The sequence below is a fragment of the Paeniglutamicibacter gangotriensis Lz1y genome, from assembly GCF_000348945.1.
GTDB classification, from domain to species: domain Bacteria; phylum Actinomycetota; class Actinomycetes; order Actinomycetales; family Micrococcaceae; genus Paeniglutamicibacter; species Paeniglutamicibacter gangotriensis.
The window spans coordinates 128121-149874 of record NZ_AOCK01000003.1; the positions used below are offsets into that span (position 1 = coordinate 128121).

Consider the following 21754-nt stretch of genomic DNA (forward strand, 5'->3'; position numbering starts at 1 on the left):
CTACTCCCCTTCCTGTGCTTCGAGGCGCGTGCGGATCGCAGTGGCCTTCGGGTCGATCTTCTTATTGCTGTAGGACACATACGCGGCGGTGATGCCGAAGGTGGAGACAAACTGCAACAGACCCAGTAACAGACCCATGTTGAAGTTGCCCCACACCTTGATGGACATGAATTCGTGCGCGTAGTCCGCCAACAAAACATAGGCGAAGTACCACAACAGGAAAAAGACGGCCATCGGGAACACGAAGCTGCGGTGAGTCTTGCGCAGATCCTTGAACTCGGCCGATTCTTGCTCCTGCACAAAATCTATGCCGGTTCCAAGATCCGATTCTTCGGTGGTGCTCATGATTCCTCCTTCTCAAGGGATTCAAGGCGCCAGGTGCTATACCTCTTGGTGCTAACCCGGCTCATCGCTGGACTGTTAGGCAGGCCACCTGGCTTGGTGACTAAGATCACTGTGCTGCATGGGCGCATCCGGCGGAAAGGGGGCCGGACCGGGCAACCGCCAAGCGGTCCCCGGCATGCGCCAAGCGGTGTCGCGCGGCGACGAACGGCACGCCGGTTTCGGCTCCGCGTACGCTGGTAATCATGCTCTCCACCGCACTGCAAATGACCCTCATCGTGGCCACTGTCGTGGTCGGCGGCGCCCTGGTGGGCTACCTCGGGTTCAAGATCGCCCGCTCCACCCGCGACTTGGGCACCGACGCCGAAAAAGCCACGTTCGAGACCCTGCACCAGGTCTCCGTCGCGGCCCCGCACCTGGCCCAGGGGTTAACCCCCGAGGGTGCCGCCACCGCTTCGAAGCACCTGCGCTCGCTGCTGGCGGCCCAGGCGTTGCTGATCACCGACAACTCCGCGGTGCTTGCGGTGGACGGAACCCTCCCCGAGGACGAGCACCGCGGCACTGCCGCCGCCCTCGAGCTTGCCGCCACCGCGCTGTCCACCACCCGCACCCAGGTCAAACGCTCGGACTCCGCCGACATGGTCTGCGCCCCGATCATGGTCGGAGACACCCCGGTGGGCACCGTCTGCGCCTACATCCCGCGCGCGGGCGCAGGGTTTGTCCGCGCGGTGGCCGAGGTCGCCGACTGGGTTGCCGCACAGGTGGGCCTGGCCGAGCTTGATGCCTCCCGCGCGCTACTCATGGAGGCCGAGGTCCGCGCGCTGCGCGCCCAGATCAGCCCGCATTTCATCTACAACTCACTGAACGCGATCGCCTCATTCATCAACACCGACCCGGCCCGAGCACGTGAGCTGGTGGTGGAGTTCGCCGACTTCACCCGCTATTCCTTCCGCCGGCACGGAGACTTCACCACGCTGGCCGAGGAACTGACAGCCATCGATAGATACCTGCTGCTGGAAAAGGCACGCTTCGGCGAACGCATCAGGGTTTCCCTGGCCATTGCCCCGGAGGTGCTGGCCACCGCCATCCCTTTTTTGAGTCTGCAACCGCTGGTGGAAAATGCTGTGCGCCACGGACTAGAGTCCAAGCCCGGCGGCGGAAGGATCACCATCAGCGCCTCTGACTCCGGGGAGTACGCGTTGATCACCGTGGAGGACGACGGGGTGGGCATCGACCCGGTGGCCCTGCAGGCGGTGCTGGCTGGCACCACCGAATCCATCCATGTGGGCCTGCGCAATGTGGATGTGCGACTACGCCAGGTGTACGGGGATGCCCATGGGCTGGTCATCGACACCGCCCCGGGCGCCGGCACGCTGATCACCATGCGCATCCCCAAGTTCCGCCCCGGGGTGGAACCTTCGGCTCCGGCCTCGGTCGGCTAGACCCCTTGCGCGCCAACCAAGAGGGAGGGATTATCAGCGATCGGACAAGTACGTCGGTTCCGGCGTTGCGTATTCACCGAGTATCCGCTGGTATTCCTGCACCGTTGCCTCAGAATCATTAACGGCAACCACCAACTTGATATCGTCAAAGCTGGCCGCCTTCTCATCCGTAAAAAAATCAACAGCGTTTCTGTTGCAGCAGCTGATTGCTTTCCCTCCCTGATACATCGAGGTAATAGCGGCACTCAGGGTGAATCGTCCACCTTCGGTCGAACGACCTTCAATGGTCGCATTTCTGCCCTGCGCCCAGCGGGTATAAGCCTGTTCAAGTGCAGTCGCCAGTTCGACTTCAACGTCGAGAATGACGACCTTCCGATAGTCATGCAGTTCAAGGGCTTCCAAGAGGTAAGGCCCCCTGCCTTCCCACGACAAGGTTCCCTCAATCACGATATTTTCACCGGCCTCAAGACATCTCGTCATGATCTGATCGGCCAAGAACACACTTTCGTTATGGACCAGCGAAGACAACTCATTGAGCATCACGGGGTACCCATCCGCCAACAAGGTCGACATTTGTGGGTCGAACCGCCCCGAATTACGTGCCTCCGCAAGCAACTTCAGCTTGATCCGATCGGCATCGATTTTTCTCCAGCCCTTCTCAACAAGATTGAACTCGTCAATGCGGGTCGATTTCCCTGCGCCCGGAGGGCCTGCAGTAATGAGCACGGCAAACTCGGCACCCTTTTCTATTTCGTCGCCATCTTCTGAAAGGAACTCGTCGATCAGGCGACGCTGAAACCTGATGCGGTCGGAGCTGACGGGTTTATCCGGTCGATAAGTAGCGAGTACCGAGTTCCTGTCAAATGACGCCCCCGGCTTCGAGAGCTCGTTTAGTTCCCGTTCTACCAGTCGCAGCGCGTCTGATGCCACGCTACTCAGCCGCGCTTGTTACGACCTTGCAAAGCTCTTCATAATCGTCCACGTCAATCAGATCCCGGTGGAAAGCGTCAGTAATCTCATCCCAGCTTCCACGCGTCAGGACGCTCTCGGGATTCGAAGGTTCTGCATCTTCACCAAAGGTGAATGGCCATTGGCGAAGTGTCTCCATCATTTGTGCATGGCTGATCCTCTCTGCGTGAAATTGCAGGATGACTACGCGCGGGGTTTCTCGCAACAGACTGGGAAAGTTTTTGATCTTGCGTAGCATCCGATGTATCTCCGGCTGGGAGACACCTAGTCGCATAGCAATATCCGCTTGCCCTAGTCCCTTTTCGTTTGCTTTTGCACATGCGCGCAAACGGTCCAGTCGGTTAAGCTCCCCAATCGCGAAGACCTGCGCCAGCTCATCGTGGATGGTCAACATCAGGTGTCCTTCCATACGTTCCAGATACATAATGTATAAGTAGAACGCTACTGCTCCCCCGCGCATTCCGACAGGGGCTGGGGACCAACAGAAATTTATCGCCGGGAAAACGCGTGAGCGCCACCGAGGTGGAAGTCGCTCCCGTTCTTCCTGCAGTTCGTACACACCACACTCGCCTGCGCCATGGCCCACTACCTACACCGAAACGGCAGATCGCTGGATCCTTGCGGAAAGGGGTAAGTCCGCGCTGAAAACTTCTGCGCAAGCTTGGTCTTTTGTGCCACGTCTACCGGCATGTGATTCGGAGGTCGACACACCTGCCTCTCCCGAAGTAGCGCGCCCCTACAGGTTCGTCCGGGTTGCCGGGTAAAATGTCTTCCATGATTAATGTGGTCGTGGCCGATGACGAATTGCCTGCCGTCGAGGAATTGGCATATTTGCTGTCGCTCGATTCGAGGGTGGGAACCATCCATCGCGCCAATTCCGGGGCCGAGGCGCTCAAGGCCCTCGAGGAATTCGAGGTCGACGCCCTCTTCTTGGATATCCACATGCCCGCGCTCTCCGGACTGGACATCGCCCGGGTCATTTCCCGCTTTACTCGGCCCCCGGCGGTCGTCTTCGTCACCGCCGATGAAGACCAAGCCCTGGAGGCCTTCGAACTGGCGGCCCTGGACTACGTGCTCAAACCCGTACGCCCCGAACGCCTGGCCGAGTCGATCCGCCGGATCTGCGAGCTGGCGGAGGAAGAAAGCGCCAAACCCGAGGTCGTCACGGTGGACCAGGGCGGGATCACCAAGATGATCCTGCGTGATGAGATCCGCTACGTACAGGCCCAGGGCGATTATGCCCGGCTGCACACCAAGGACGGCAGCTACCTGATCCGGGTGCCGCTCAACGACCTCGAGCAGCAATGGGGCTCCGCCGGCTACGTCCGCATCCACCGCTCCTACCTGGTCGCCATGGATAAGATCGACACCGTCAAGCTGGCCACCGGCAAGGCCGCGGTGCTCATCGGCGGCATCGAGCTGCCGGTCTCGCGCCGGGCCCTGCCCTATCTGCGTGAACGTCTGGCCGCCAACCGGGTCCGCCCGCTGTGACCAAACCGGGTCCCGAGACAGCGCCTGCCTCGAACGGGGAAAGCGCCGGTTCCCCGTTCGAAGCGAGCCTGCCGGCGCCCACCGGCACCCGGGTGCGAGTCAGTGCACCGGCCGGAACCATACTCAACCTCCCCCGACGCACGGCCCCTGATGCCGCAGACACCTTCTATGTGCATTCGTTGATCCGCTCGCAATTGCGCCTGGCGGTCTCGGTGGCCCTGGGCTTCCTGCTGCTACTGGTGGGCTTGGCCGTTATGGTGTTCACCTGGCCGCAGATCAACGACATCCGCCTGGCCACCATCCCGCTGCCCTGGTGGCTGCTGGGCGTGGGTGTTTACCCGCTGATCATGGTCTCGGCCATGCTGTTCAACAAGGCAGCGGCCCGCAACGAGGCCCAGTACCGGAGCATCGCCAAGAAATGATCAATTCTGCCGTCGCCATCCTTTCCGTGCTGCTGGTCTGCGTGGCCACGGTCCTGATTGCCATCAACGGGTTACGGCTCTCGCGGACCACCGGGGACTTCTACGTGGCCTCGCGCACCGTCAAACCCTGGTGGAACGCCAGCGCCATCGGCGGGGAATATCTCTCCGCGGCGTCCTTCCTGGGCATTGCCGGGCTGATCGTAGTCTCCGGGCAGGACGGTTTGTGGTTCCCGATCGGTTATACGGCCGGGTATCTGATGCTGTTGCTCTTCGTCGCGGCCCCGCTGCGCCGCTCACGGGCCTACACCATCCCGGACTTCGCGCAGATCCGCTTGGGGTCCATGACACTGCGCCGGCTGACCAGCTTTTTGGTGGTGGTCATCTGTTGGCTGTACATCGTCCCGCAGCTGCACGGCGCCTCGCTGACCCTGGGGATCAGCACCGGACTGCCCGGATGGTTGGGCTCGGTGCTGGTGATGGGAATCGTCTGTGTCACGGTGCTGGCCGGCGGCATGCGCTCGATCACCTTCGTGCAGGCCTTCCAGTACTGGCTCAAGTTAGCCGCGCTGGCGATCCCGGTGGTGTTCTTGCTGCTGCACCTGAGCGTGATCGGGGAATCGGCGACCCTCGACGGGGCCGTCTTTGACCGGGGCACCGGATCGGGCGCCAACAAGGGCCTGTACTACAACATTTCCTTGCTGGTGGCCCTGCTCTTTGGCACGCTGGGGCTGCCCCACGTGCTGGTGCGTTTCTACACCAACCCCGACGGACCTTCAGCGCGCAAGACCACAGCAATAGTGCTGGGTCTGCTGGCACTGTTTTACATCTTCCCCACGATCCTTGGCGTGCTGGGCAGGGCCTACACCCCGGAACTAGCCATCAGCGGAAACGCGGATGCCACGGTGCTGCTGCTGCCCGGCCGGATCCTGGGCGGCACCGCCGCCGGGGACGCACTGACCGCGATCATCATCGGCGGGGCCTTCGCCGCGTTCCTGTCCACCTCATCCGGGCTGGTGGTGTCGTTGGCCGGAACCATCTCCCAGGATTTGTTCCGTGGCACGGTGCGCGGATTTCGGATCTCCACGGTCATTGCCACGGTGGTCCCGTTGCTGGTGGCCCTGGGCACCTCCAGCTTGGCGTTGGCCGGGGCCATCGGCTCGGTCTTTGCCTTCACCGCTGCAACCATCTGCCCGCTGCTGTTGCTAGGGATCTGGTGGCGGGGGCTGAGCGTGGCCGGGGCGATCTCCGGGATGCTCACCGGGGCCATCAGCTGCGGGGTCTCCCTGGGGCTTGCCAGCGTGTTGCCCAACGAGCCCGGCTCCATGCATGCGCTGCTAGCCCAGCCGGCCGCCTGGTGCGTGCCGCTGGCGTTCCTGGTGATGATCACCGTCTCGCTGGCTACCCGGCGCAGCACCCCGGCCCGGATCGACGCGGTCATGGCCCGGCTGCACGTGCCCGAGGCACGCCTGGACACGCTGCCCTAAGCCTTCACCAACGGTTAGAAGCAACCACCCGTCGTTGGCCCAGATCATCGGCCCGCCGGCTTCTGGCCCTGCCTGCCCACATAAAAATACGGCTGGCGCCGGGCTTCCAGAAGGTTCTTCCCCCGGTGCCCGGCGCCAGCCGTGTTGAATCCTTGAGCGCTTCAGCTCATCGATCAGTCGATCGAGGCCATCAGCTCCACGACGCGATCAAGGAACGCGTCAACCTGCGACTCCTCGTATCCGTGCTCGCCCTCGGCGCGGCGGAATTCGGCCCGACGCACGGTGTCCACGCTCATCGGGACGTCTTTTTCGAAGTAGTCAACGAGTTGGGAGCAGAGCTTGTCCACATCCTGCACGTTGTAGCTCGGAGCGTTAGCGCGTGAGGGGCGGCGGAAACGCTCGCCCGGGGAACGGTGCAGTCGGCCGCGCAAAATGGCCGAGAGCCGGCCGACCTGCTGCAGCCAGGCTTCTTCGCCGTTGGACTGGATCAGGGCGTCACGCTCACGCTGGGCAAAAACGTCCTCGAGGCGGTCCAGCGCCCCATCGACCTCGCGGGCGCTGTAGCCTCCGCGTTGGGCCGGGAAGACCGTGCGTCGGACCATATGGCTGGTGACGATCGAATCGTCGTCACCGTCTCCATTGAACGTGGCGCGGGCGCGGGCGAGGAAGACATCGACCTGTTTGGTGTTGTAACCAAAGTCCTTCTCCCCGACACGTTCAAAAGGTGCGGGGGCCGTCTGTGCCTTTTCCTGACTCACAATTCTTTCCTTGATCTCGGTGTTGCGTGCCGGTAAACCGGCACTGTGGTGCGGCGGGCGGAGCATTCCTGGCCTTTTCTCCCCTGCCAGCATATCTATTTTAGGGAAGCGGTGCCGACGTGAGGGTCAGCGCGCGCCGGGGATCAGAAAAATGGTGAGGATATACGTTACCGGGACAGCAAAGACGACCGAATCGAGCCGATCCATGACCCCGCCGTGGCCCGGCAGGATGTTGCTCATGTCCTTGATGCCCAGCTCCCGCTTGACCATGGATTCGGACAGGTCCCCCGCGGTTGCGGCAGTCACTGTCGCCACCGCCAGCGGGATGCCGACCCACCAGGGCACATCCAGCAGGAACACGGCCGCGGCGATACCTACCGCTGTGGCCCCTGCCACCGAACCGGCGAAGCCTTCCCAAGACTTTTTCGGGCTGATCTTCGGGGCCATCGGCCGCTTGCCGAAGAGCACACCGACCAGATATCCGAAGGTGTCGTTGGAAACGACCAGCAACAGCATCGTGGTCACCATCAGGTAGCCACGCGGTTCGTTGAGCAGCAATACCGCAAAGGACAGCAGCAGCGGCACCCAGGTGAGCACGAAGATGCTGCTCACCACGGAGGCCACCGACTTGGCCGGGCCCTCAAAGATGCGCCAGAGGAACACCAGCAGTGCGCTGGCGGTGAACGCCAGGCCCAGGGCCTCCAGCCCGCCGTAGTAGGCGCAGAACGGCATCGCAATGCCGCCCACGGCCAACGGCACCAGCGGCGTGTCGATGCCCGTGCCGTTCAGGGCCCGGGCAATCTCCCAACAGCCCACGACCCCGAAGACCGCCACCGTGGCGACAAACGCCAGCGGCAGCCAGAAAAGACCGGTGAGGACAACCGCCAGCAGCAACAACCCCACGACGATGGCCGCCGGGAGATCCCGGCCGGCCCGCGACGTTTTCTTCTTGGTGCCTCTGCTGCTTCGGCGTGTCCGTGGTTCAAGCCCGCCGGTGCCCGGCGACGGCTCCGGAAGGGACCCTGCGGCTCCCTCGCTCGGCTCGGTGGGGTTGGACATTAGACTTCCAGCAGCTCAGTTTCCTTGCGCTTGAGCAAGTCGTCGATGCCATCGGCGTGCGACTTGGTCAGTGCATCGAGTTCCTTCTCGGCACGCGAGCCTTCGTCTTCGCCGATGTCGCCGTCCTTGACCAGCTTGTCAATGGTGTCCTTGGCCTTGCGGCGCAGGTTGCGCAGCGCGACCTTGGCGTCTTCACCCTTGGTGCGGACAACCTTGACGTATTCCTTGCGGCGTTCCTCGGTCAGCACCGGCATGATCACGCGAATGGTCTTGCCATCGTTGGACGGGTTAGCACCGACCTCGGAATCGCCCAAGGCCTTTTCGATGGCACGCAATGCCGTGACATCGTAGGGGTTGATCAGGATGGTGCGGGCTTCGGGAACCGCGAAGGACGCCAGCTGCTGCAGCGGGGTCGGGGTGCCGTAGTAGTCCACCATCACCTTGGCGTACATTCCGGGGTGTGCGCGGCCCGTACGGATCGCGGAGAAATCCTCCTTCGCGGATTCGATGGTTCGTTCCATCTTGTCGGCGGCTTCGGCGAGTACTTCCTCAATCACGGTCTACTCCTTAGAATCGGCCACCCGCTGGACGGGTCGGGCCGGATAATTTTGGGCTTACAAACAATCCTATGCCACGCACGGGCATGGCACGGAGCACCTAGACGGTGACGCGGGTACCGATATTTTCGCCAAGGATCGCACGGGTGACGTTTCCGTCCCCTTCCATGCCAAAGACCATCATCTCCAGCTTGTTGTCCTTGCACATGGTCATCGCGGTCTGGTCCATGACCCGGATGTCCTTGATCAGCGCCTCGTCGTAGGTGAGGTGCTCAAGCTTGGTGGCGGTCGGGTCCTTCTTCGGGTCCGCGGTGTACACGCCGTCAACCCCGCTCTTGGCCATCAGCACCACGTCCGCGTCGACCTCCAGCGCACGCTGGGCAGCGACCGTGTCGGTGGAGAAGTAGGGCAGGCCGGCGCCGGCGCCGAAGATCACGACGCGGTCCTTTTCCATGTGGCGGATGGCACGGCGCGGAATGTAGGTCTCGGCGACCTGGGCCATGGAGATCGCTGACTGGACGCGCGTGTCGACGCCCGCCTGTTCCAGGAAGTCCTGCAGGGCCAGGCAGTTCATCACGGTTCCCAGCATTCCCATGTAGTCGGCGCGCGAGCGGTCCATGCCGGAGGCCGAGAGTTCGGCGCCACGGAAGAAGTTTCCGCCGCCCACGACGATGGCGACCTCGACCTTTCCGACGGTTGCCGCGATCTGCTCGGCGACGCCGCGCACGGTGACCGGGTCGACGCCCAGCTTGCCGCCGCCAAAGACCTCACCGGAAAGCTTCAGCAATACCCGCCGGCGGCGCGGGGCAAGGGTGTGGTGGTTCGGTTCGAGGGTTGCGTCCATGGGGGTCTCATTCCTCCTGCGTGCGGGCCGCTGCCGGCCCACGTCGTTGCTGCATTTTTCATCGTTCCGGTGCAAAGGGCACGGATCGGGGTGCTGGCAGGAAAAAGGGGCGGCCACCGTGAAGTGGCCACCCCCTTTACCTTGGTGTATTGCTATCGGTTACCGGGACCTGAGCCCCATCGGAAACCAATTTACCTTGTTGGAGCCTCTTAGGCGCCAACGCGGAAGCGGGCAAAGCCGGTGGCGTTGACGCCGGCTTCTTCCAGCACCTTGCCCACGGTCTTCTTAGCGTCCTTGGCGAAGGCCTGGTCGACCAGTACCTGCTCCTTGAAGAAGCCGGTGAGGCGCCCTTCAACGATCTTCGACAGTGCGGCTTCGGGCTTGCCCTCGGCAACTGCGGTCTCCATGGCGATGCGGCGCTCGGACTCGACAACATCGGCGTCGATCTCATCGCGGCTCAGCACGGACGGTGCCATGGCAGCGGTGTGCACGGCAACGTCGTGGGCAACGGTGAATGCGTCGTCGCCTGCGCCGTCAACGGCGAACAGCACGCCAACCTGGGCCGGAAGGTCCTTGGAGGTCTTGTGCAGGTATGCGTCGACGGTTGCACCCTCGAGGCGGAACATGCGGCGGACGATAACCTTCTCGCCCAGAATTGCGCCCTCTTCGGTGACAACGTCAACAAGTGCCTTGCCGTTGACGTCGGAGGCCAACAGGGTCTCCAGGTCGGCTGCGCCGGAGGAAACGGCAGTGTTCAGGACCAGGTTGCCCAGGTCCACGAACTTCTGGTTCTTGGCGACGAAGTCGGTTTCGCAGGAAAGCTCGATCATGACGCCCACGGTGCCATCGATGACCTTGGCGGCAACGAGGCCTTCCGAGGTCGAACGGCCTTCGCGCTTGGTGGCGCCCTTGAGGCCCTTGACGCGGATGAGCTCCATGGCCTTGTCGGCGTCGCCGTTGGCCTCGTCGAGGGCCTTCTTGACGTCCATCATGCCAGCGCCAGTGCGCTCGCGCAGTGCCTTAATGTCAGCAGCGGTGTAGTTTGCCACGTGCAACCCCATTCATAAGTGGTTTTGAGCTTTTTCGCCGAAGGACGGGCCGAATGTGGCCCGTCCCGCGGTTGGTCCCCGATGCCGGTGCCCCCTGGTGAGGGGGCACCGGCAACCGGAATCTTGTTTTTGTGACTACTCGGCCGAAGCGGCCGGTGCCTCGTCTGCAGCCGGGGCTGCTTCTGCGGCGGGTGCTTCGGTGGCTGCCGGGGCGGCCTCGGCAGCAGGTGCCTCGGTCTTGGCGGCCTCGGCAGCAGGTGCCTCGGTCTTGGCGGCCTCGGCAGCAGGTGCCTCGGTCTTGGAAGCCTCGAGAAGCTCGCGCTCCCACTCGGCCAACGGCTCTGCCGGTGCTTCGGCGTTGCCTGCAGCCTTGTTGTTGCGGGCGATCAGGCCCTCAGCAACGGCGTCTGCAACGACGCGGGTGAGCAGGTTGACGGAGCGGATGGCGTCATCGTTACCCGGGATCGGGTAGGTGACTTCGTCCGGATCGCAGTTGGTATCGAGGATGGCGACAACCGGGATGCCCAGCTTCTGCGCCTCGTCGATAGCCAAGTGCTCCTTCTTGGTGTCAACAACCCAGAGGACCGAAGGGGTCTTGGTCAGGTTGCGGATACCGCCAAGGTTGGTCTGCAGCTTGGTGAGCTCGCGCTTGAAGAGCAGCAGTTCCTTCTTGGTGTGTCCCGAACCGGCGACGTCCTCGAAGTCGATCTCTTCGAGTTCCTTCATACGCTGCACGCGCTTGGCAACAGTCTGGAAGTTGGTGAGCATGCCACCGAGCCAGCGCTGGTTGACGTACGGCTGGCCCACACGAGTTGCCTGATCGGCAATCGATTCCTGGGCCTGCTTCTTGGTGCCAACGAACAGCACGGTGCCACCGTGGGCAACGGTCTGCTTGACGAACTCGTAGGCGCGGTCAATGTAAGACAGCGACTGCTGGAGGTCGATGATGTAGATGCCGTTGCGCTCCGTGAAGATGAAACGCTTCATCTTCGGGTTCCAACGACGGGTCTGGTGTCCAAAGTGAACGCCGCTGTCGAGCAGCTGGCGCATGGTTACGACTGGCATGTCGCAACTCCTTCCGGCAGTAGCTGGCCGGCCCATCACTGGACCGCGGTAACTGCCATTGTTATCGGTTGATGGTGCGCATCCGGAATTGGACGCGACCCCTGGCATGAAAGAAAACGGCTAACCGTTCCCGCCAACACCCAACCGAAATGCTTCGGACCGAGGGCCTGGCGTTCGCAGACGGCCACCCACCACGAATGTGTTGGATTTGGCCGTATGGATCATTCATACGCGAAGTCAGTTTCATGTGTTCCGCTTTTCGCGCAGGCGAGAAGAAGGCACAGATAACCGCGTGTTCAAGTGTACTACAGCGCGGGCGCCCTGAAATTGACTGATCCGCACAAGGTAACGGGACTTGCATCACACACGCGCCGGGTCCACTCTCGGCGTCAGGGCCCGCCGCGGGGCGCGGAAACAAGCCCACGCTGGGAAGCATGAAAACCGTTTCCGCTCTTGCAAGCCTCGTGGTGGGCACCGTGATGCTGCTGGCCCCAACCACCGCCACCGCACCTCCCGGAAGCCCTGCCGCCGGTGCCCGCGCACCAACCGGCGCTTGGGAATGGCCGTTGCCCGGCACCCCTGCGGTCCTGCACGGGTTCGATCCACCGGCCCAACGCTGGCTCGCCGGCCACCGCGGCGTCGATCTGGCCGGCCCCCCGGGTCAGGAAGTCTCGGCGCCTTCATCCGGGATCGTGTCCTACGTCGGACGGATCGTTGACCGTCCGGTACTGGTCATCGACCACGGTTCGGGTTTGCTCACCAGCCTGGAGCCGGTGCGCAGCACCCTGGTGGTCGGTTCAATCGTCGCGGCCGGGGACGAGGTGGGAATCATCGGGACCGGCGCCCATTGCGATGGGCGTTGCCTGCATTGGGGGCTGCGCCTTGATGGACAGTACATCGATCCGTTGCTGACGATCCGTGACACCCGGCCATCAATCTTGTTGCCGGTGAATTAGCGACGCTTAAACGGTGCGGCCTGCGAAGTCGCTGATGGCCTCTTCGTAGACCGTGACCATCAGTGCTGTCTGTCTGCTCTGCAAAAACGATGCGGAGTCAAAGGAATCGGTGTCCGGCCCCGAGCCGTCCTTGAGCTGGGCGACGCACCGACCCAGCGCCTCGGCCAGCGCCTCGATCGAGTCCCCCTCGGTGAGCCAATAAGCTCCCTTCGGCAGGTCTTCGGCAATGCTGCTGTCACTGAGCAGCGATGGGGTCCCCAACGCCGCTGCCTCAAAGACCGTCATGCCCTGCGTTTCGAATCCTTGGGAGGTCTGCACCAAGGCGTCGGCACGCCGCAGTTCGGTGAGCATCTGCCGGTATGGAACCTTTCCGCGGATCAGCACCGTAGGGACGCCCATGGCTTTGGCCTTGGCTTCGGCCTTGGCGCGGTCGGCTCCGTCGCCGAAGACGTGGATCTCGGCGTCGATGTCGGCGATCGCCACAGCGTCAAGGAAAGGAAGTAGCCGCTTTTCGGCGCTGAAGCGGCCCACCCAGGCCAGCCTCGGGCGGGGGTTTGGTGCTGCTGCGGGTTGGGCAAGCAGCTCGACGGCGATGGCATCATCCATGCCGTTGGGCACCACCTCGACGTGGCCGAAGACGCCACGGTCCTGCAGCAGGCGGGCGAAGTGGCTTGACGGTGCGGTCACCCGCTGGGCGTGCTTGGTGAATCGTGCCAGGTACGTCCAGGCGTTGGCCGCCGCTTTCTCCCCGGTGCGCAGGAACGCCTTCTGCGCCAGCCCGAATCCGCACTGCACGAGCCCGGGGCACGGCATGGTCGCGGCGATTCCCACGTCGAGGCGATTGTGCATGGTGTGCACCACCGGTAGTTTGTGCTGTCTCGCGAAGCGGTATCCGATGATGGCCTGCCAGAAATCTGCCTGCACATGCACCACGTCCACGGGACCACGGCGGGAGATGGCTTGGCCCAACGTCTTATCGCTGGCCCTGCCGGGGATGCACATCGAGTACTCCCCCGGGCCCAGCGGAATCGATGGCAGCTCGATGATGGACGGGTCCTGGACATGCTTTCCGCGGTGCCGCGGGGAAACGATGGTGACCTGGTGGCCTGCCAGTTCGAGAAAGCGCCGTTGCAACCGCACGGAGGTCTGCATGCCTCCGAGGGTGTCGGGGTGTTGGTCGACGAAGATGACGCAATGCATGAACCGGCGGGGTCCTTTCAAAAGGTGCACTCAAGGTGAAACGTTGCGGGCGAAATTCGGGCGGGCTCTTCGTGTCCGGAGCGATGTTCGCCGCCCCTTGAGCCTAATGGAACTCGCCGTCGTGGCGGGCAACGCTGATACCGGCACGCATCCTTCGTTTCGGTGAAAGCTCTTGCAGCGAAAACGCTCAGCATGACTACGCTCAGTGTTTTCCACAGAAACGAAAAACGGCCTAGTCAAAAACCCTGCGGTGGGGTCAGACTAGGCCGTTCATGTGTAGGGCGAGTGGGGCTTGAACCCACGACAAAAGGATTATGAGTCCTCTGCTCTAACCAACTGAGCTACCGCCCCAATCCGGACTGACACGCGATCCTTTCGTCGACAGACGGTGATCTGCGAATCATCCCCAGCCATCCTAATGGATTCACGGCCGTGATTTCATCTTCCTGCACCGATTCGTCCACCTCGGATAGTGAATCAGGGCAGGAAGTCCTCGGCCCCGGCACCCCGGTAGATCGCTTCGAAGGTATCCATGGTCTTGCTATGGCTGTGCAAGGAAGCCTTCTCGTGTCCGGCCTTGCCCATCAATGCCCGGTCTTCCGGTCCCAGAGCAAGGATCGCGTCGAGTTTTTCGGCCAAGTCGTTGCGGTCACCTGGCTCAAAGAGATAGCCATTGATCCCATTGTCGACCAGGTGCGGCAACGCCATGGCGTTAGCCAGCACCACGGGCTTCGAAGCCGACAGCGCCTCCAAGGTCACCAGCGATTGGAGCTCCGCGGTGCCCGGCTGGCAAAATACGTCGCACCTGAGGTAGGCGGTGCGCAGCTCCTCGTCATCGACATGCCCGAGGAAGCGCACGCGATCCGCGAGCCCGCTTTCACGAGCCAGCTTTTCCAACGGTTCGCGCTGTTCCCCGCCACCGATGACCTCTAGGTGTGCATCAGGAACAGTCTTCATCAGGGCCAGGGCATCGATGATTTCGTTGACGTTCTTTTCCACCGCGAGCCTGCCGACAAACAAGATCGTGGGGAACGGGTTCCGCCCGATCTTCTCGGTGGCCCCGCGTTCGTAATGGCTGGAGTCGATTCCGTTTGACAGCGGCAGGACCGTGGATAGCCGGGCATAACGACTCATGGCGCGGGCGGCCAGCGGAGTCGGGGTTGTCACCACGTTTGCCTTGCCCATGATCTTGCCCATGTCGCGCCAGGAGTTGCGGGCAACGATACGTTTGAACCACTGGGGGAAGGGCAAGAACGGGTCCAGGTTCTCCGGCATGAAGTGGTTGGTGGCCACCGTCCGGATGCCTCGTTTGTTCGCGAAGGCCAGGGCCCCTTGGCCGATCATGTAATGGCACTGAGCGTGAACCACATCCGGCTGAATCGTATTCAGCAGCTCCTTGATCTCCGTGTTGATTTCCCAGGGGAAACAGATCCTGAAGTATTCATGGGTGGGAACCGCATGCGACCGCAACCGGTGGACGGTTGCCTCGGGCCGAATCTCGGTGATCGTCGGCCCTTTGTCGGGCCGGGTGGCCATGATGTGGACTTCGTGTCCGCGTTCGCTCATGGCGGTCGCCAGCCGGTGGCAAAACACAGCTGCACCATTTACGTCCGGCGGGTAAGTGTCCGCCGCAATCACGATTTTCAGTGGTTTTTCGCCCGTCACAGGGTGTATTCACTCCTCGACATGACCACTATGCGGGGCCACGGTTGTCGTTTCATTGTCTTGATTGGCACGTCACAGGTTATGTGGAGCATCTATCTGCCCTCGACGAGCTTGGCTCGACGCTTGGCATCTGCCTTGCGTTCCAGGACGTCGGGGTGATGCCGTGACAAGGCGATCACTCCCACGATAGCAATGCAACCTGCACCCACGAGGCTCATCGCCATGGCGGGTTGGACGTTGCGATCTAGTTCACCAAAAATTGCGATGCCGATCGTAATCCCCACGATCGGGTCAATGACCGTCAATCCGGCAATCACCAGGTCCGGTGGGCCCTTTGAATAGGCGTTCTGCACGAAGTAGGAACCGAGCAGCCCGGCCACTATCACTGCCAGCACCGAGTACCAGGAGACGTTACCGAGGAATCGGCCGTTGGCATCAAGCAGCGCCACCGAGATCGTGCGGACCAGCACCGCCACGAATCCGAAGAGCACACCTGCGCCTAGGATACAGAAGAACGCCCCCAGCCGGTGGCCTAACAACACCACGGAGCCACCGAAGATGACTACGACAACGGCAAGGATCAGGATGGTGAACAGTTCCTGGCCACGGGTGATCGCATGTTCGTCGGCGCTGACCTGGATCGCCAGCAGGACAAAGGCGGCGCTACCGACCATGCAGGCGGTGATGGCCAGGATCGTGGGCCTGTTCATCTTGATGTGGTGTTCGCGTGCGTTGACCACAGTGGTGATCACCAGGGCAATCGCACCTATGGGTTGCACCACGGTCAGGGGTGCACTAGCCAACGCAAAGACGTTCAGGGTCATCCCCATGCCCAGCAGTACCAACCCGAACACCCATCGGGGAGAGCGCAACAGGCGCAGCAGCCCCATCCCGGTAACGCTCAGTCCACCGGCGCTGGCGCGCACCGCAGTGGACTGTCGTTGCGTGCCGAAGGCCAGGAAGAAGGCCCCGGCGATCGCGGCTGAAACCGCTAGCCAGACCATTCACTACCCGACTTTAGGGCGCGTGACTTGCGATGCGCTTGCACGAAGTATTGAACGGCCGCCACCACGTGCAGCACGCAGGCCAGTGCGAGGGCCCACGTCGAGATGTCCCCCAGGACCGTCCCCTTGCCCCAGTCGGTGTTGCCCAACAAAAGCAACGGGGTGCCCACCAACAGCAGTGCAGTACGGACCTTGCCCAGCGTGCTGACCCGGAGATTGGGGTTGCCATGGAAAAGCACCAGGGCGTTGGTGATCAAAATGATATCCGGGATCACGATCGAAAATACCAGCCAGGCCGGGGCAATCTTTGTGGCCACGAACGTCGTAGCAATGACGATCAGCGCGACCCGGTCGGCCACCGGATCCAACCATTTCCCAACTGTGGAGATCTGGTCAAGACGTCGGGCAGCGTAACCATCGATCCAGTCCGAGGAGCCCAGGACCGCCAAGGTCAGTGTGGCCCACCCATAGTGCGTGCTCAGGGTCTGCCAGACGAACAACGGCACCAGCAGGAACCGCACCATGGTGATCAGGTTCGGGACGGTCCAAAAGGTGGTGAGCAAGCGGTACTCGAAATTGTCGCGTGTTCCTGCTCCAATGATGCGCATGCTCGCCTCCTAGATGTTTTGGGTTGGTTGGTTGATTGGGCCGAGGTGCCGAGGGTGGCTTTTCGATGAGTGGTTCCGGCCCGCCCGGGGTATATCGGGCGGCGGCCACAATATTGCAGGAGGCGGTGCGGCCGGTGCCCAGTGGGCTGTGGCCGACTATTTGCGCAACAGTTTGCGCAGAAAGACGAAGAACATGGTCACGGAACCGGCCATGATCGCCAGCGGCTGCCAGCGTTCGCGCAAGGCTTCCTTACTGTTCTCTCCTTCGAATCCGCTGCGCGAAGCAAGCTTGTCGGTTGCCCGGTCGACACGTGCAGCGACCTTTTCTGCGGCTGTGTCGGCCATGTGGCGGGCTTGGCCGGCGGTCTTGGTCACTGCCTCGCCCGCGGATTTGCTGGCGTCCGCGATTTTCTCTCCCAGGTGCAGCGGCGCTTCGAGCTTTTGTCCCAGTCCGTCGCGGTGCCAGGCGATCTCTTCACGGCGCTCACGCGTGCGAATGATCAGTTCGTTGTGGCTTGGCTTTGCGGCCTTGGGCTTGGTGTCTTCGTCGTCCGTGTCCTTCTCCTTGTCCTTCTTCGAAGGCTTGGGCTGGTCGAGGGTCGATACGTCGAAGGCGCTACCATCCTTGACCACACCAAGATCGTGTCGAATACCCCGAATGGCCTCCTCAGGAACCAGTGGCATAGCCTTCTTGATCTTGAAGAACGCAACGGCGGCGAGGATCAGTGCGAGCACCAGAAAGCCTGCGGCAACCAGAAGCGCCGACAGCCAGGGGGAGATAACGGTTCCGATGCCCATGATCAAGGCGACGATGAGGGCAACGAGCATGAAAGTGAGCAGCACCAGGGCAAGAATTCCTGCGCCTGCGGCTACACCAACGTTGACTCCCTTCGATTTCAGGGTGTTGGCTGCGATACGTGCTTCATCGGCAACTTGTTCAGGGATAAGGCGTGCAAGTCCGCTGACTTGTCCCTTTATAGTTCTTGGCACTGATTGGTATTCGTTACCAGTGGATTGTGATCCAGACATGCTGTCTCCATTTCATGCGGCCTCGGCCCGGCACGCTCACCCCAAAACTATCACCCGGACGTGATTAAAAGCCTCAACCTCAAGAGGTACACCTACGGTATGAGTCCACCAAGATACAAGAGAACCCCGCACTCCGAAAGGAATGCGGGGTTCTTGATTATGCTCCCCCGAATGGACTTGAACCAGTAACCTTCCGATTAACAGTCGGACGCTCTGCCAATTGAGCTACGGGGGAATGAAGCGAGTTATACGTTACCAGAGGCCCAAATGGATCCCAAATCCCACACCCGCTTTTCCCGGTGTGGCATTTGACACCCCAGGACCTGCTGGATCACCGCGCGCGTTGCACCCGGGTTTCATCCCAGACCGGCTCGTCAGATTCGTAGACCTTGCCACTGGAACCAAACACCAGGAACCTGTCAAAGGACCGCGCGAACCAGCGGTCGTGGGTTACGGCAAGTACCGTTCCCTCGAATGTTTCAATGGCCTTTTCCAAGGCCTCGCCCGAGTGCAGATCGAGGTTATCAGTGGGCTCGTCGAGCAGCAGCAGCGTCGCTCCGGAGAGCTGCAGAAGCAGGATCTGGAACCGTGCCTGTTGGCCACCGGAAAGCGAGTCGTATTTCTGCTCGGCCTGGCCTGCCAGTCCGTAGCCGTCCAAGGCTCCCGAGGCCGCTTCACGTGCCATGCCGGAACGGTGTTCGTCACCGCGATGCAGGATCGTCAGCAAGGTCCTGCCCATGAGGTCCGGTCGGCTGTGGGTCTGGGCGAAGAAGCCAGGCCGGATCCGTGCGCCAAGTTTGACGGTGCCGTTGTGCGGGACCTCGGCGATCTCGAAGTCGGCGACCGGCAAGTGTTCACGTTCGGGGTCGGTGCCGCCCGACGCCAGCAGCCGTAGGAAGTGGGACTTGCCCGAACCATTCGAGCCGAGGATCGCCACGCGGTCGCCAAACCAGATTTCGTTACTGAATGGCTTCATCAGCCCGGTCAGCTCGAGCTTCTCGGCGACGATGGCACGCTTGGCGGTGCGTCCTCCCTTGAGTCGCATGTTCACGTTTTGTTCCAGCGGGATGGCTTGGGGCGGCCCGGCTTCGAGGAACTTTGCCAGGCGTGTTTGGGCCGCGTGGTAGCGGTTGGCCATGTCGGAACGGAAGGCCGCCTTGTTCTTGTACATGTTCACCAGCTCCTTGAGCTTGGCGTGTTCCTCGTCCCAGCGCTTGCGCAGCTCCTCGAAGCGCTCATTGCGTTCGCGGCGGGCCTCGACGTAGGAACCGAACGAGCCACCATGGACCCACGCGGTAGCCCCGGAATGCCCCGGCTCCAACGTGACGATCCGGCTTGCGGCATTGTTGAGCAGTTCGCGGTCGTGGCTGATGAACAGGACCGTCTTGGGTGATTCGTTCAGCGTTGCTTCCAACCAGCGCTTGCCGGGGACGTCGAGGTAGTTATCGGGCTCATCAAGCAGCAGTAGCTCGTTCGGCCCCTCGAAGAGTGCTTCGAGCACCAGACGTTTCTGTTCGCCGCCGGAGAGCGTGGAGGCAAGCCGGTGGGAGGCCCGCTCGAACGACACCCCGAGGGCTGCCGTGCAGACCTTGTCCCACACGGTTTCCAGTTCGTATCCTCCAACATCCCCCCAGTCGATGATGGCCTGCGCGTAGCGCATCTGAACCTTTTCATCCTCCGACTCCATCATCAGGAGCTCGGTTTCATCTACGGCCTTCGCCGCGGCGACGATGTCGGCCGATGCGGTGGAGACCAGCAAGTCACGCACCGTGGATTCGTCCCGGACCTGGCCCACGAACTGGCGCATGATGCCCATGCCTCCGGAACGGCTGATCGCGCCTTCATCGGCCTTGATGTCGCCGGCGATGATCCTGAACAGCGTCGTCTTTCCGGCGCCATTGGGGCCGATCAGTGCGGTTTTGCTGCCGCTGGTCACCTTGAAGGTGACACCGCCGAGCAATTGGGTTCCGTCGGAGAGGAAGTAATGGATGTCGGATACGTCGATGTGAGCCACCGTTACATCCTACTGATCCGGGGACCTGCCTGTCGCCGGGCAGCAGGTACGTGCCTGTAGCGCGCGGAACTGCGGGAGGCCCGGCCACGAGCCTTCACGGGGCCAGCCCAACGCGCAGTGCCGCCGATCATGAGCGGGCGACGGGGCCGATCACCAGCAGCCGTCCCTCGCGCACCCAATGGTCCCCGGTGTCCCGGTGCTCTGCAGCGGTGGCAAAACGGTAGTGGTAAGTCAGCACCCGGATGAAGCGCGGCGCCCGACCGGAGAACGGATCACGGCCCAACAAGGCCAAGGTCCGGGCATCGGCCTGCAGGAGCCTATCCAGCAATGTGTGAAACCAACGCTGGTGGATCGAGCCCAACGGCAGGAACCACATCATCCAGTCCAGACGCAGGTGATAGGGCGCGAATTGGCGCGGGCGACTGGACACGTCCCCAGGTTTTCCCTTGAACCCATATTCATGCCAGGCTGCCGAGTTCGGCGAAGTATCTTCGGTCCCCTCGATGACGATCTCAATGCGCACCCGGGTGACCGAACCAAAAGCTCCGTAGGCGTTGCCCAATTGCCACCGGTTGAACGACGCGTTCATGCGCTGGCGGGAGGAAAATAAGTTGCGCAGCGCCGGAAGGGAAAGCACCACCAACAGCAGTGTTGCTGCCAGCACCAGCATGGTCCACCAAATCGGTGTCGCAGGCTGCGGACCCGATTCCTGCGGCGACCGGCCGAAAATCTGCCACAACACCGGGTCACTAATCCGGGCGCAAGCCAGCACGATGGTGAGCCAGTTCAGCCACGCGAAGTTGCCGGTCAATACCAACCACAACTGTGTGACCATGATGATACCTGCAGCGACTGTTGCGAAAGGTTGAGGCGCAAAAAGCAGGAACGGGATCGCCAACTGGGCAGCGTGGTTTCCCGCGGCTTCGCAGCGATGCCACCAGTTCGGAGCCAGATGGGCCGTCCTGCTGAATGGACCGGGCATCGGCTGGGTTTGGTGGTGGAAATACATGGCGGTGAGGTTTCGCCACGCCGGGTCCCCGCGCCATTTGATCATGCCGGCACCGAATTCCACGCGAAATACCAGCCAGGCGACCAGCAGCAAGATCGGCACGGGAGGCGGAACCTGCCGGGAGCCAAGCAGGCCCACGGTGAAGCCCGCCTCCAGCAGCAGCATCTCCCAGCCAAAACCGTAGAACACCTGTCCCACATTCACGATCGACATGTACAGGCCCCACAGGGCCAGGAATGCAACCAGCACCAGCCACGGTGGGCCGGCCTGTGGAAGTCCTGCCACCAGCAGCGAGGAGATGACCAGACCGGCGGCACATACGGCCACCAGTTTCCGGTCTGAATAGCCGACGTGGCTGAACAACGAGGGGCCTCGTGCACCTGCCCCGTCCAACAGCTGGGGCACGGGTAGCAATCCGTGTTCGCCGGCCAGGGCCCTGAACTGGTTCAGGGTGGAGATGAAGGCAACTAGGTAGATTGCCGCGACCCCGCGTTGCAGGATTTCACGGGCCGTGTAGTAGTCGTGGGCCACCAGCCATTCCATGGGCCCAGCGTAGATCCGGCGGGCCGTCTCGGCCATCCCTGCGGCTTACGGAATAGGTGTTAAATGACGGAATCCCGGACCTCACGGTCCGGGATTCCCCGTTCTGGCTCCCCCGAATGGACTTGAACCAGTAACCTTCCGATTAACAGTCGGACGCTCTGCCAATTGAGCTACGGGGGAAGGCAACGGGTAATACTTTACACAACGTCTATGGAAAACAAAAATCGTTCCTTGACGCGTGAAA

At 62.1% G+C, this 21754-nt stretch carries 21 protein-coding genes and 3 tRNA genes; 5 read left to right on the forward strand and 19 right to left on the reverse strand.

Going from position 1 to position 21754, the window contains the following annotated elements; translation table 11 throughout:
* Nucleotides 1-345 (reverse strand): DUF485 domain-containing protein, encoded by a 345-nt coding sequence (locus ADIAG_RS05885; RefSeq protein ID WP_007270413.1) that lies wholly within the window; start codon nucleotides 343-345, stop codon nucleotides 1-3.
* Between the two features lie 242 nt (nucleotides 346-587).
* On the opposite strand from ADIAG_RS05885, the gene ADIAG_RS05890 reads away from it, so the two are divergent.
* Complete coding sequence (locus ADIAG_RS05890; RefSeq protein ID WP_007270414.1) at nucleotides 588-1784, forward strand: sensor histidine kinase; 1197 nt, start codon at nucleotides 588-590, stop codon at nucleotides 1782-1784.
* 33 nt (nucleotides 1785-1817) lie between these two features.
* Here the strand turns inward: ADIAG_RS05890 and ADIAG_RS05895 are convergent, their stop codons facing one another.
* Complete coding sequence (locus ADIAG_RS05895) at nucleotides 1818-2714, reverse strand: zeta toxin family protein (protein ID WP_007270415.1); 897 nt, start codon at nucleotides 2712-2714, stop codon at nucleotides 1818-1820.
* Nucleotide 2715: 1 nt separating this feature from the next.
* On the reverse strand, nucleotides 2716-3147 hold the full coding sequence (locus ADIAG_RS05900) for a sugar-binding transcriptional regulator (RefSeq protein WP_007270416.1): 432 nt from the start codon (nucleotides 3145-3147) through the stop codon (nucleotides 2716-2718).
* Between the two features lie 380 nt (nucleotides 3148-3527).
* Here ADIAG_RS05900 and ADIAG_RS05905 point away from each other — a divergent pair, with 380 nt between their 5' ends.
* The 3 genes from ADIAG_RS05905 to ADIAG_RS05915 are packed head-to-tail and all read left to right on the forward strand — an operon-like array spanning nucleotide 3528 to nucleotide 6150.
* Nucleotides 3528-4244: a LytR/AlgR family response regulator transcription factor gene (locus ADIAG_RS05905; protein WP_007270417.1), complete on the forward strand. Its 717-nt coding sequence runs from the start codon at nucleotides 3528-3530 to the stop codon at nucleotides 4242-4244.
* Complete coding sequence (locus ADIAG_RS05910) at nucleotides 4241-4666, forward strand: hypothetical protein (RefSeq protein ID WP_007270418.1); 426 nt, start codon at nucleotides 4241-4243, stop codon at nucleotides 4664-4666. The genes ADIAG_RS05905 and ADIAG_RS05910 overlap by 4 nt, the downstream gene beginning before the upstream one ends.
* Nucleotides 4663-6150, forward strand: a complete 1488-nt coding sequence (locus tag ADIAG_RS05915; RefSeq protein WP_007270419.1) for a sodium/solute symporter — start codon at nucleotides 4663-4665, stop codon at nucleotides 6148-6150. The genes ADIAG_RS05910 and ADIAG_RS05915 overlap by 4 nt, the downstream gene beginning before the upstream one ends.
* Before the next feature lie 173 nt (nucleotides 6151-6323).
* Here the strand turns inward: ADIAG_RS05915 and ADIAG_RS05920 are convergent, their stop codons facing one another.
* The 6 genes from ADIAG_RS05920 to rpsB all read right to left on the reverse strand — a co-directional run bounded on the left by ADIAG_RS05920 (nucleotide 6324) and on the right by rpsB (nucleotide 11482).
* A complete protein-coding gene (locus tag ADIAG_RS05920; protein WP_043473804.1) occupies nucleotides 6324-6908 on the reverse strand; it encodes a DivIVA domain-containing protein in 585 nt (194 codons plus the stop codon).
* 126 nt (nucleotides 6909-7034) lie between these two features.
* Nucleotides 7035-7967: a phosphatidate cytidylyltransferase gene (locus ADIAG_RS05925; RefSeq protein ID WP_007270421.1), complete on the reverse strand. Its 933-nt coding sequence runs from the start codon at nucleotides 7965-7967 to the stop codon at nucleotides 7035-7037.
* Nucleotides 7967-8524: a ribosome recycling factor gene (gene frr, locus ADIAG_RS05930; protein WP_007270422.1), complete on the reverse strand. Its 558-nt coding sequence runs from the start codon at nucleotides 8522-8524 to the stop codon at nucleotides 7967-7969. Before frr ends, ADIAG_RS05925 begins: the two co-directional genes overlap by 1 nt.
* 100 nt (nucleotides 8525-8624) lie before the next feature.
* Nucleotides 8625-9368, reverse strand: coding sequence for a UMP kinase (pyrH, locus tag ADIAG_RS05935; RefSeq protein WP_007270423.1), 744 nt, complete (start codon nucleotides 9366-9368; stop codon nucleotides 8625-8627).
* A gap of 209 nt (nucleotides 9369-9577) precedes the next feature.
* Nucleotides 9578-10417, reverse strand: a complete 840-nt coding sequence (gene tsf, locus ADIAG_RS05940; RefSeq protein WP_043473682.1) for a translation elongation factor Ts — start codon at nucleotides 10415-10417, stop codon at nucleotides 9578-9580.
* Between the two features lie 135 nt (nucleotides 10418-10552).
* The gene (gene rpsB / locus ADIAG_RS05945; RefSeq protein WP_007270425.1) at nucleotides 10553-11482 is read right to left on the reverse strand and encodes a 30S ribosomal protein S2; all 930 of its coding nucleotides are present in this window, start codon (nucleotides 11480-11482) and stop codon (nucleotides 10553-10555) included.
* A 434-nt stretch (nucleotides 11483-11916) separates the two neighbouring features.
* On the opposite strand from rpsB, the gene ADIAG_RS05950 reads away from it, so the two are divergent.
* A complete protein-coding gene (locus ADIAG_RS05950) occupies nucleotides 11917-12438 on the forward strand; it encodes a murein hydrolase activator EnvC family protein (RefSeq protein ID WP_007270426.1) in 522 nt (173 codons plus the stop codon).
* A gap of 6 nt (nucleotides 12439-12444) precedes the next feature.
* Here the strand turns inward: ADIAG_RS05950 and ADIAG_RS05955 are convergent, their stop codons facing one another.
* The 10 genes from ADIAG_RS05955 to ADIAG_RS06000 form a co-directional block, all read right to left on the reverse strand.
* Entirely contained in the window at nucleotides 12445-13638 is a 1194-nt protein-coding gene (locus tag ADIAG_RS05955; protein ID WP_007270427.1) for a glycosyltransferase, read from the reverse strand.
* Nucleotides 13639-13915: 277 nt separating this feature from the next.
* Nucleotides 13916-13989: transfer RNA gene (locus tag ADIAG_RS05960), tRNA-Ile, on the reverse strand.
* Between the two features lie 126 nt (nucleotides 13990-14115).
* On the reverse strand, nucleotides 14116-15303 hold the full coding sequence (locus tag ADIAG_RS05965; RefSeq protein ID WP_007270428.1) for a glycosyltransferase: 1188 nt from the start codon (nucleotides 15301-15303) through the stop codon (nucleotides 14116-14118).
* A gap of 92 nt (nucleotides 15304-15395) precedes the next feature.
* Entirely contained in the window at nucleotides 15396-16307 is a 912-nt protein-coding gene (locus ADIAG_RS05970; protein WP_007270429.1) for a DMT family transporter, read from the reverse strand.
* Nucleotides 16295-16915, reverse strand: coding sequence for a CDP-alcohol phosphatidyltransferase family protein (locus ADIAG_RS05975; protein WP_007270430.1), 621 nt, complete (start codon nucleotides 16913-16915; stop codon nucleotides 16295-16297). Before ADIAG_RS05975 ends, ADIAG_RS05970 begins: the two co-directional genes overlap by 13 nt.
* A gap of 156 nt (nucleotides 16916-17071) precedes the next feature.
* A complete protein-coding gene (locus ADIAG_RS05980) occupies nucleotides 17072-17944 on the reverse strand; it encodes a phage holin family protein (protein ID WP_007270431.1) in 873 nt (290 codons plus the stop codon).
* Nucleotides 17945-18106: 162 nt separating this feature from the next.
* Nucleotides 18107-18179, reverse strand: a tRNA-Asn gene (locus ADIAG_RS05985).
* A 96-nt stretch (nucleotides 18180-18275) separates the two neighbouring features.
* Nucleotides 18276-19958, reverse strand: coding sequence for an ABC-F family ATP-binding cassette domain-containing protein (locus ADIAG_RS05990; RefSeq protein WP_007270432.1), 1683 nt, complete (start codon nucleotides 19956-19958; stop codon nucleotides 18276-18278).
* Nucleotides 19959-20085: 127 nt separating this feature from the next.
* Nucleotides 20086-21546 carry a lipase maturation factor family protein gene (locus tag ADIAG_RS05995; protein ID WP_007270433.1) on the reverse strand — a complete coding sequence of 487 codons (1461 nt, stop codon included), beginning with the start codon at nucleotides 21544-21546 and terminating at the stop codon, nucleotides 20086-20088.
* A 68-nt stretch (nucleotides 21547-21614) separates the two neighbouring features.
* A tRNA-Asn gene (locus ADIAG_RS06000) sits at nucleotides 21615-21690 on the reverse strand.
* Between the last annotated feature and the right edge of the window lie 64 nt (nucleotides 21691-21754).

Coding starts and splice junctions, on each gene's coding strand:
- ADIAG_RS05925 (WP_007270421.1), bottom strand. CDS start 7,967: ATGTCCAACCCCACCGAGCCGAGCGAGGGAGCCGCAGGGTCCCTTCCG.
- ADIAG_RS05900 (WP_007270416.1), bottom strand. CDS start 3,147: ATGTTGACCATCCACGATGAGCTGGCGCAGGTCTTCGCGATTGGGGAG.
- ADIAG_RS05950 (WP_007270426.1), top strand. CDS start 11,917: ATGAAAACCGTTTCCGCTCTTGCAAGCCTCGTGGTGGGCACCGTGATG.
- ADIAG_RS05955 (WP_007270427.1), bottom strand. CDS start 13,638: ATGCATTGCGTCATCTTCGTCGACCAACACCCCGACACCCTCGGAGGC.
- ADIAG_RS05975 (WP_007270430.1), bottom strand. CDS start 16,915: ATGCGCATCATTGGAGCAGGAACACGCGACAATTTCGAGTACCGCTTG.
- ADIAG_RS05905 (WP_007270417.1), top strand. CDS start 3,528: ATGATTAATGTGGTCGTGGCCGATGACGAATTGCCTGCCGTCGAGGAA.
- ADIAG_RS05885 (WP_007270413.1), bottom strand. CDS start 345: ATGAGCACCACCGAAGAATCGGATCTTGGAACCGGCATAGATTTTGTG.
- ADIAG_RS05980 (WP_007270431.1), bottom strand. CDS start 17,944: ATGTCTGGATCACAATCCACTGGTAACGAATACCAATCAGTGCCAAGA.
- rpsB (WP_007270425.1), bottom strand. CDS start 11,482: ATGCCAGTCGTAACCATGCGCCAGCTGCTCGACAGCGGCGTTCACTTT.
- pyrH (WP_007270423.1), bottom strand. CDS start 9,368: ATGGACGCAACCCTCGAACCGAACCACCACACCCTTGCCCCGCGCCGC.
- ADIAG_RS05915 (WP_007270419.1), top strand. CDS start 4,663: ATGATCAATTCTGCCGTCGCCATCCTTTCCGTGCTGCTGGTCTGCGTG.
- ADIAG_RS05890 (WP_007270414.1), top strand. CDS start 588: ATGCTCTCCACCGCACTGCAAATGACCCTCATCGTGGCCACTGTCGTG.
- ADIAG_RS05995 (WP_007270433.1), bottom strand. CDS start 21,546: ATGGCCGAGACGGCCCGCCGGATCTACGCTGGGCCCATGGAATGGCTG.
- ADIAG_RS05970 (WP_007270429.1), bottom strand. CDS start 16,307: ATGGTCTGGCTAGCGGTTTCAGCCGCGATCGCCGGGGCCTTCTTCCTG.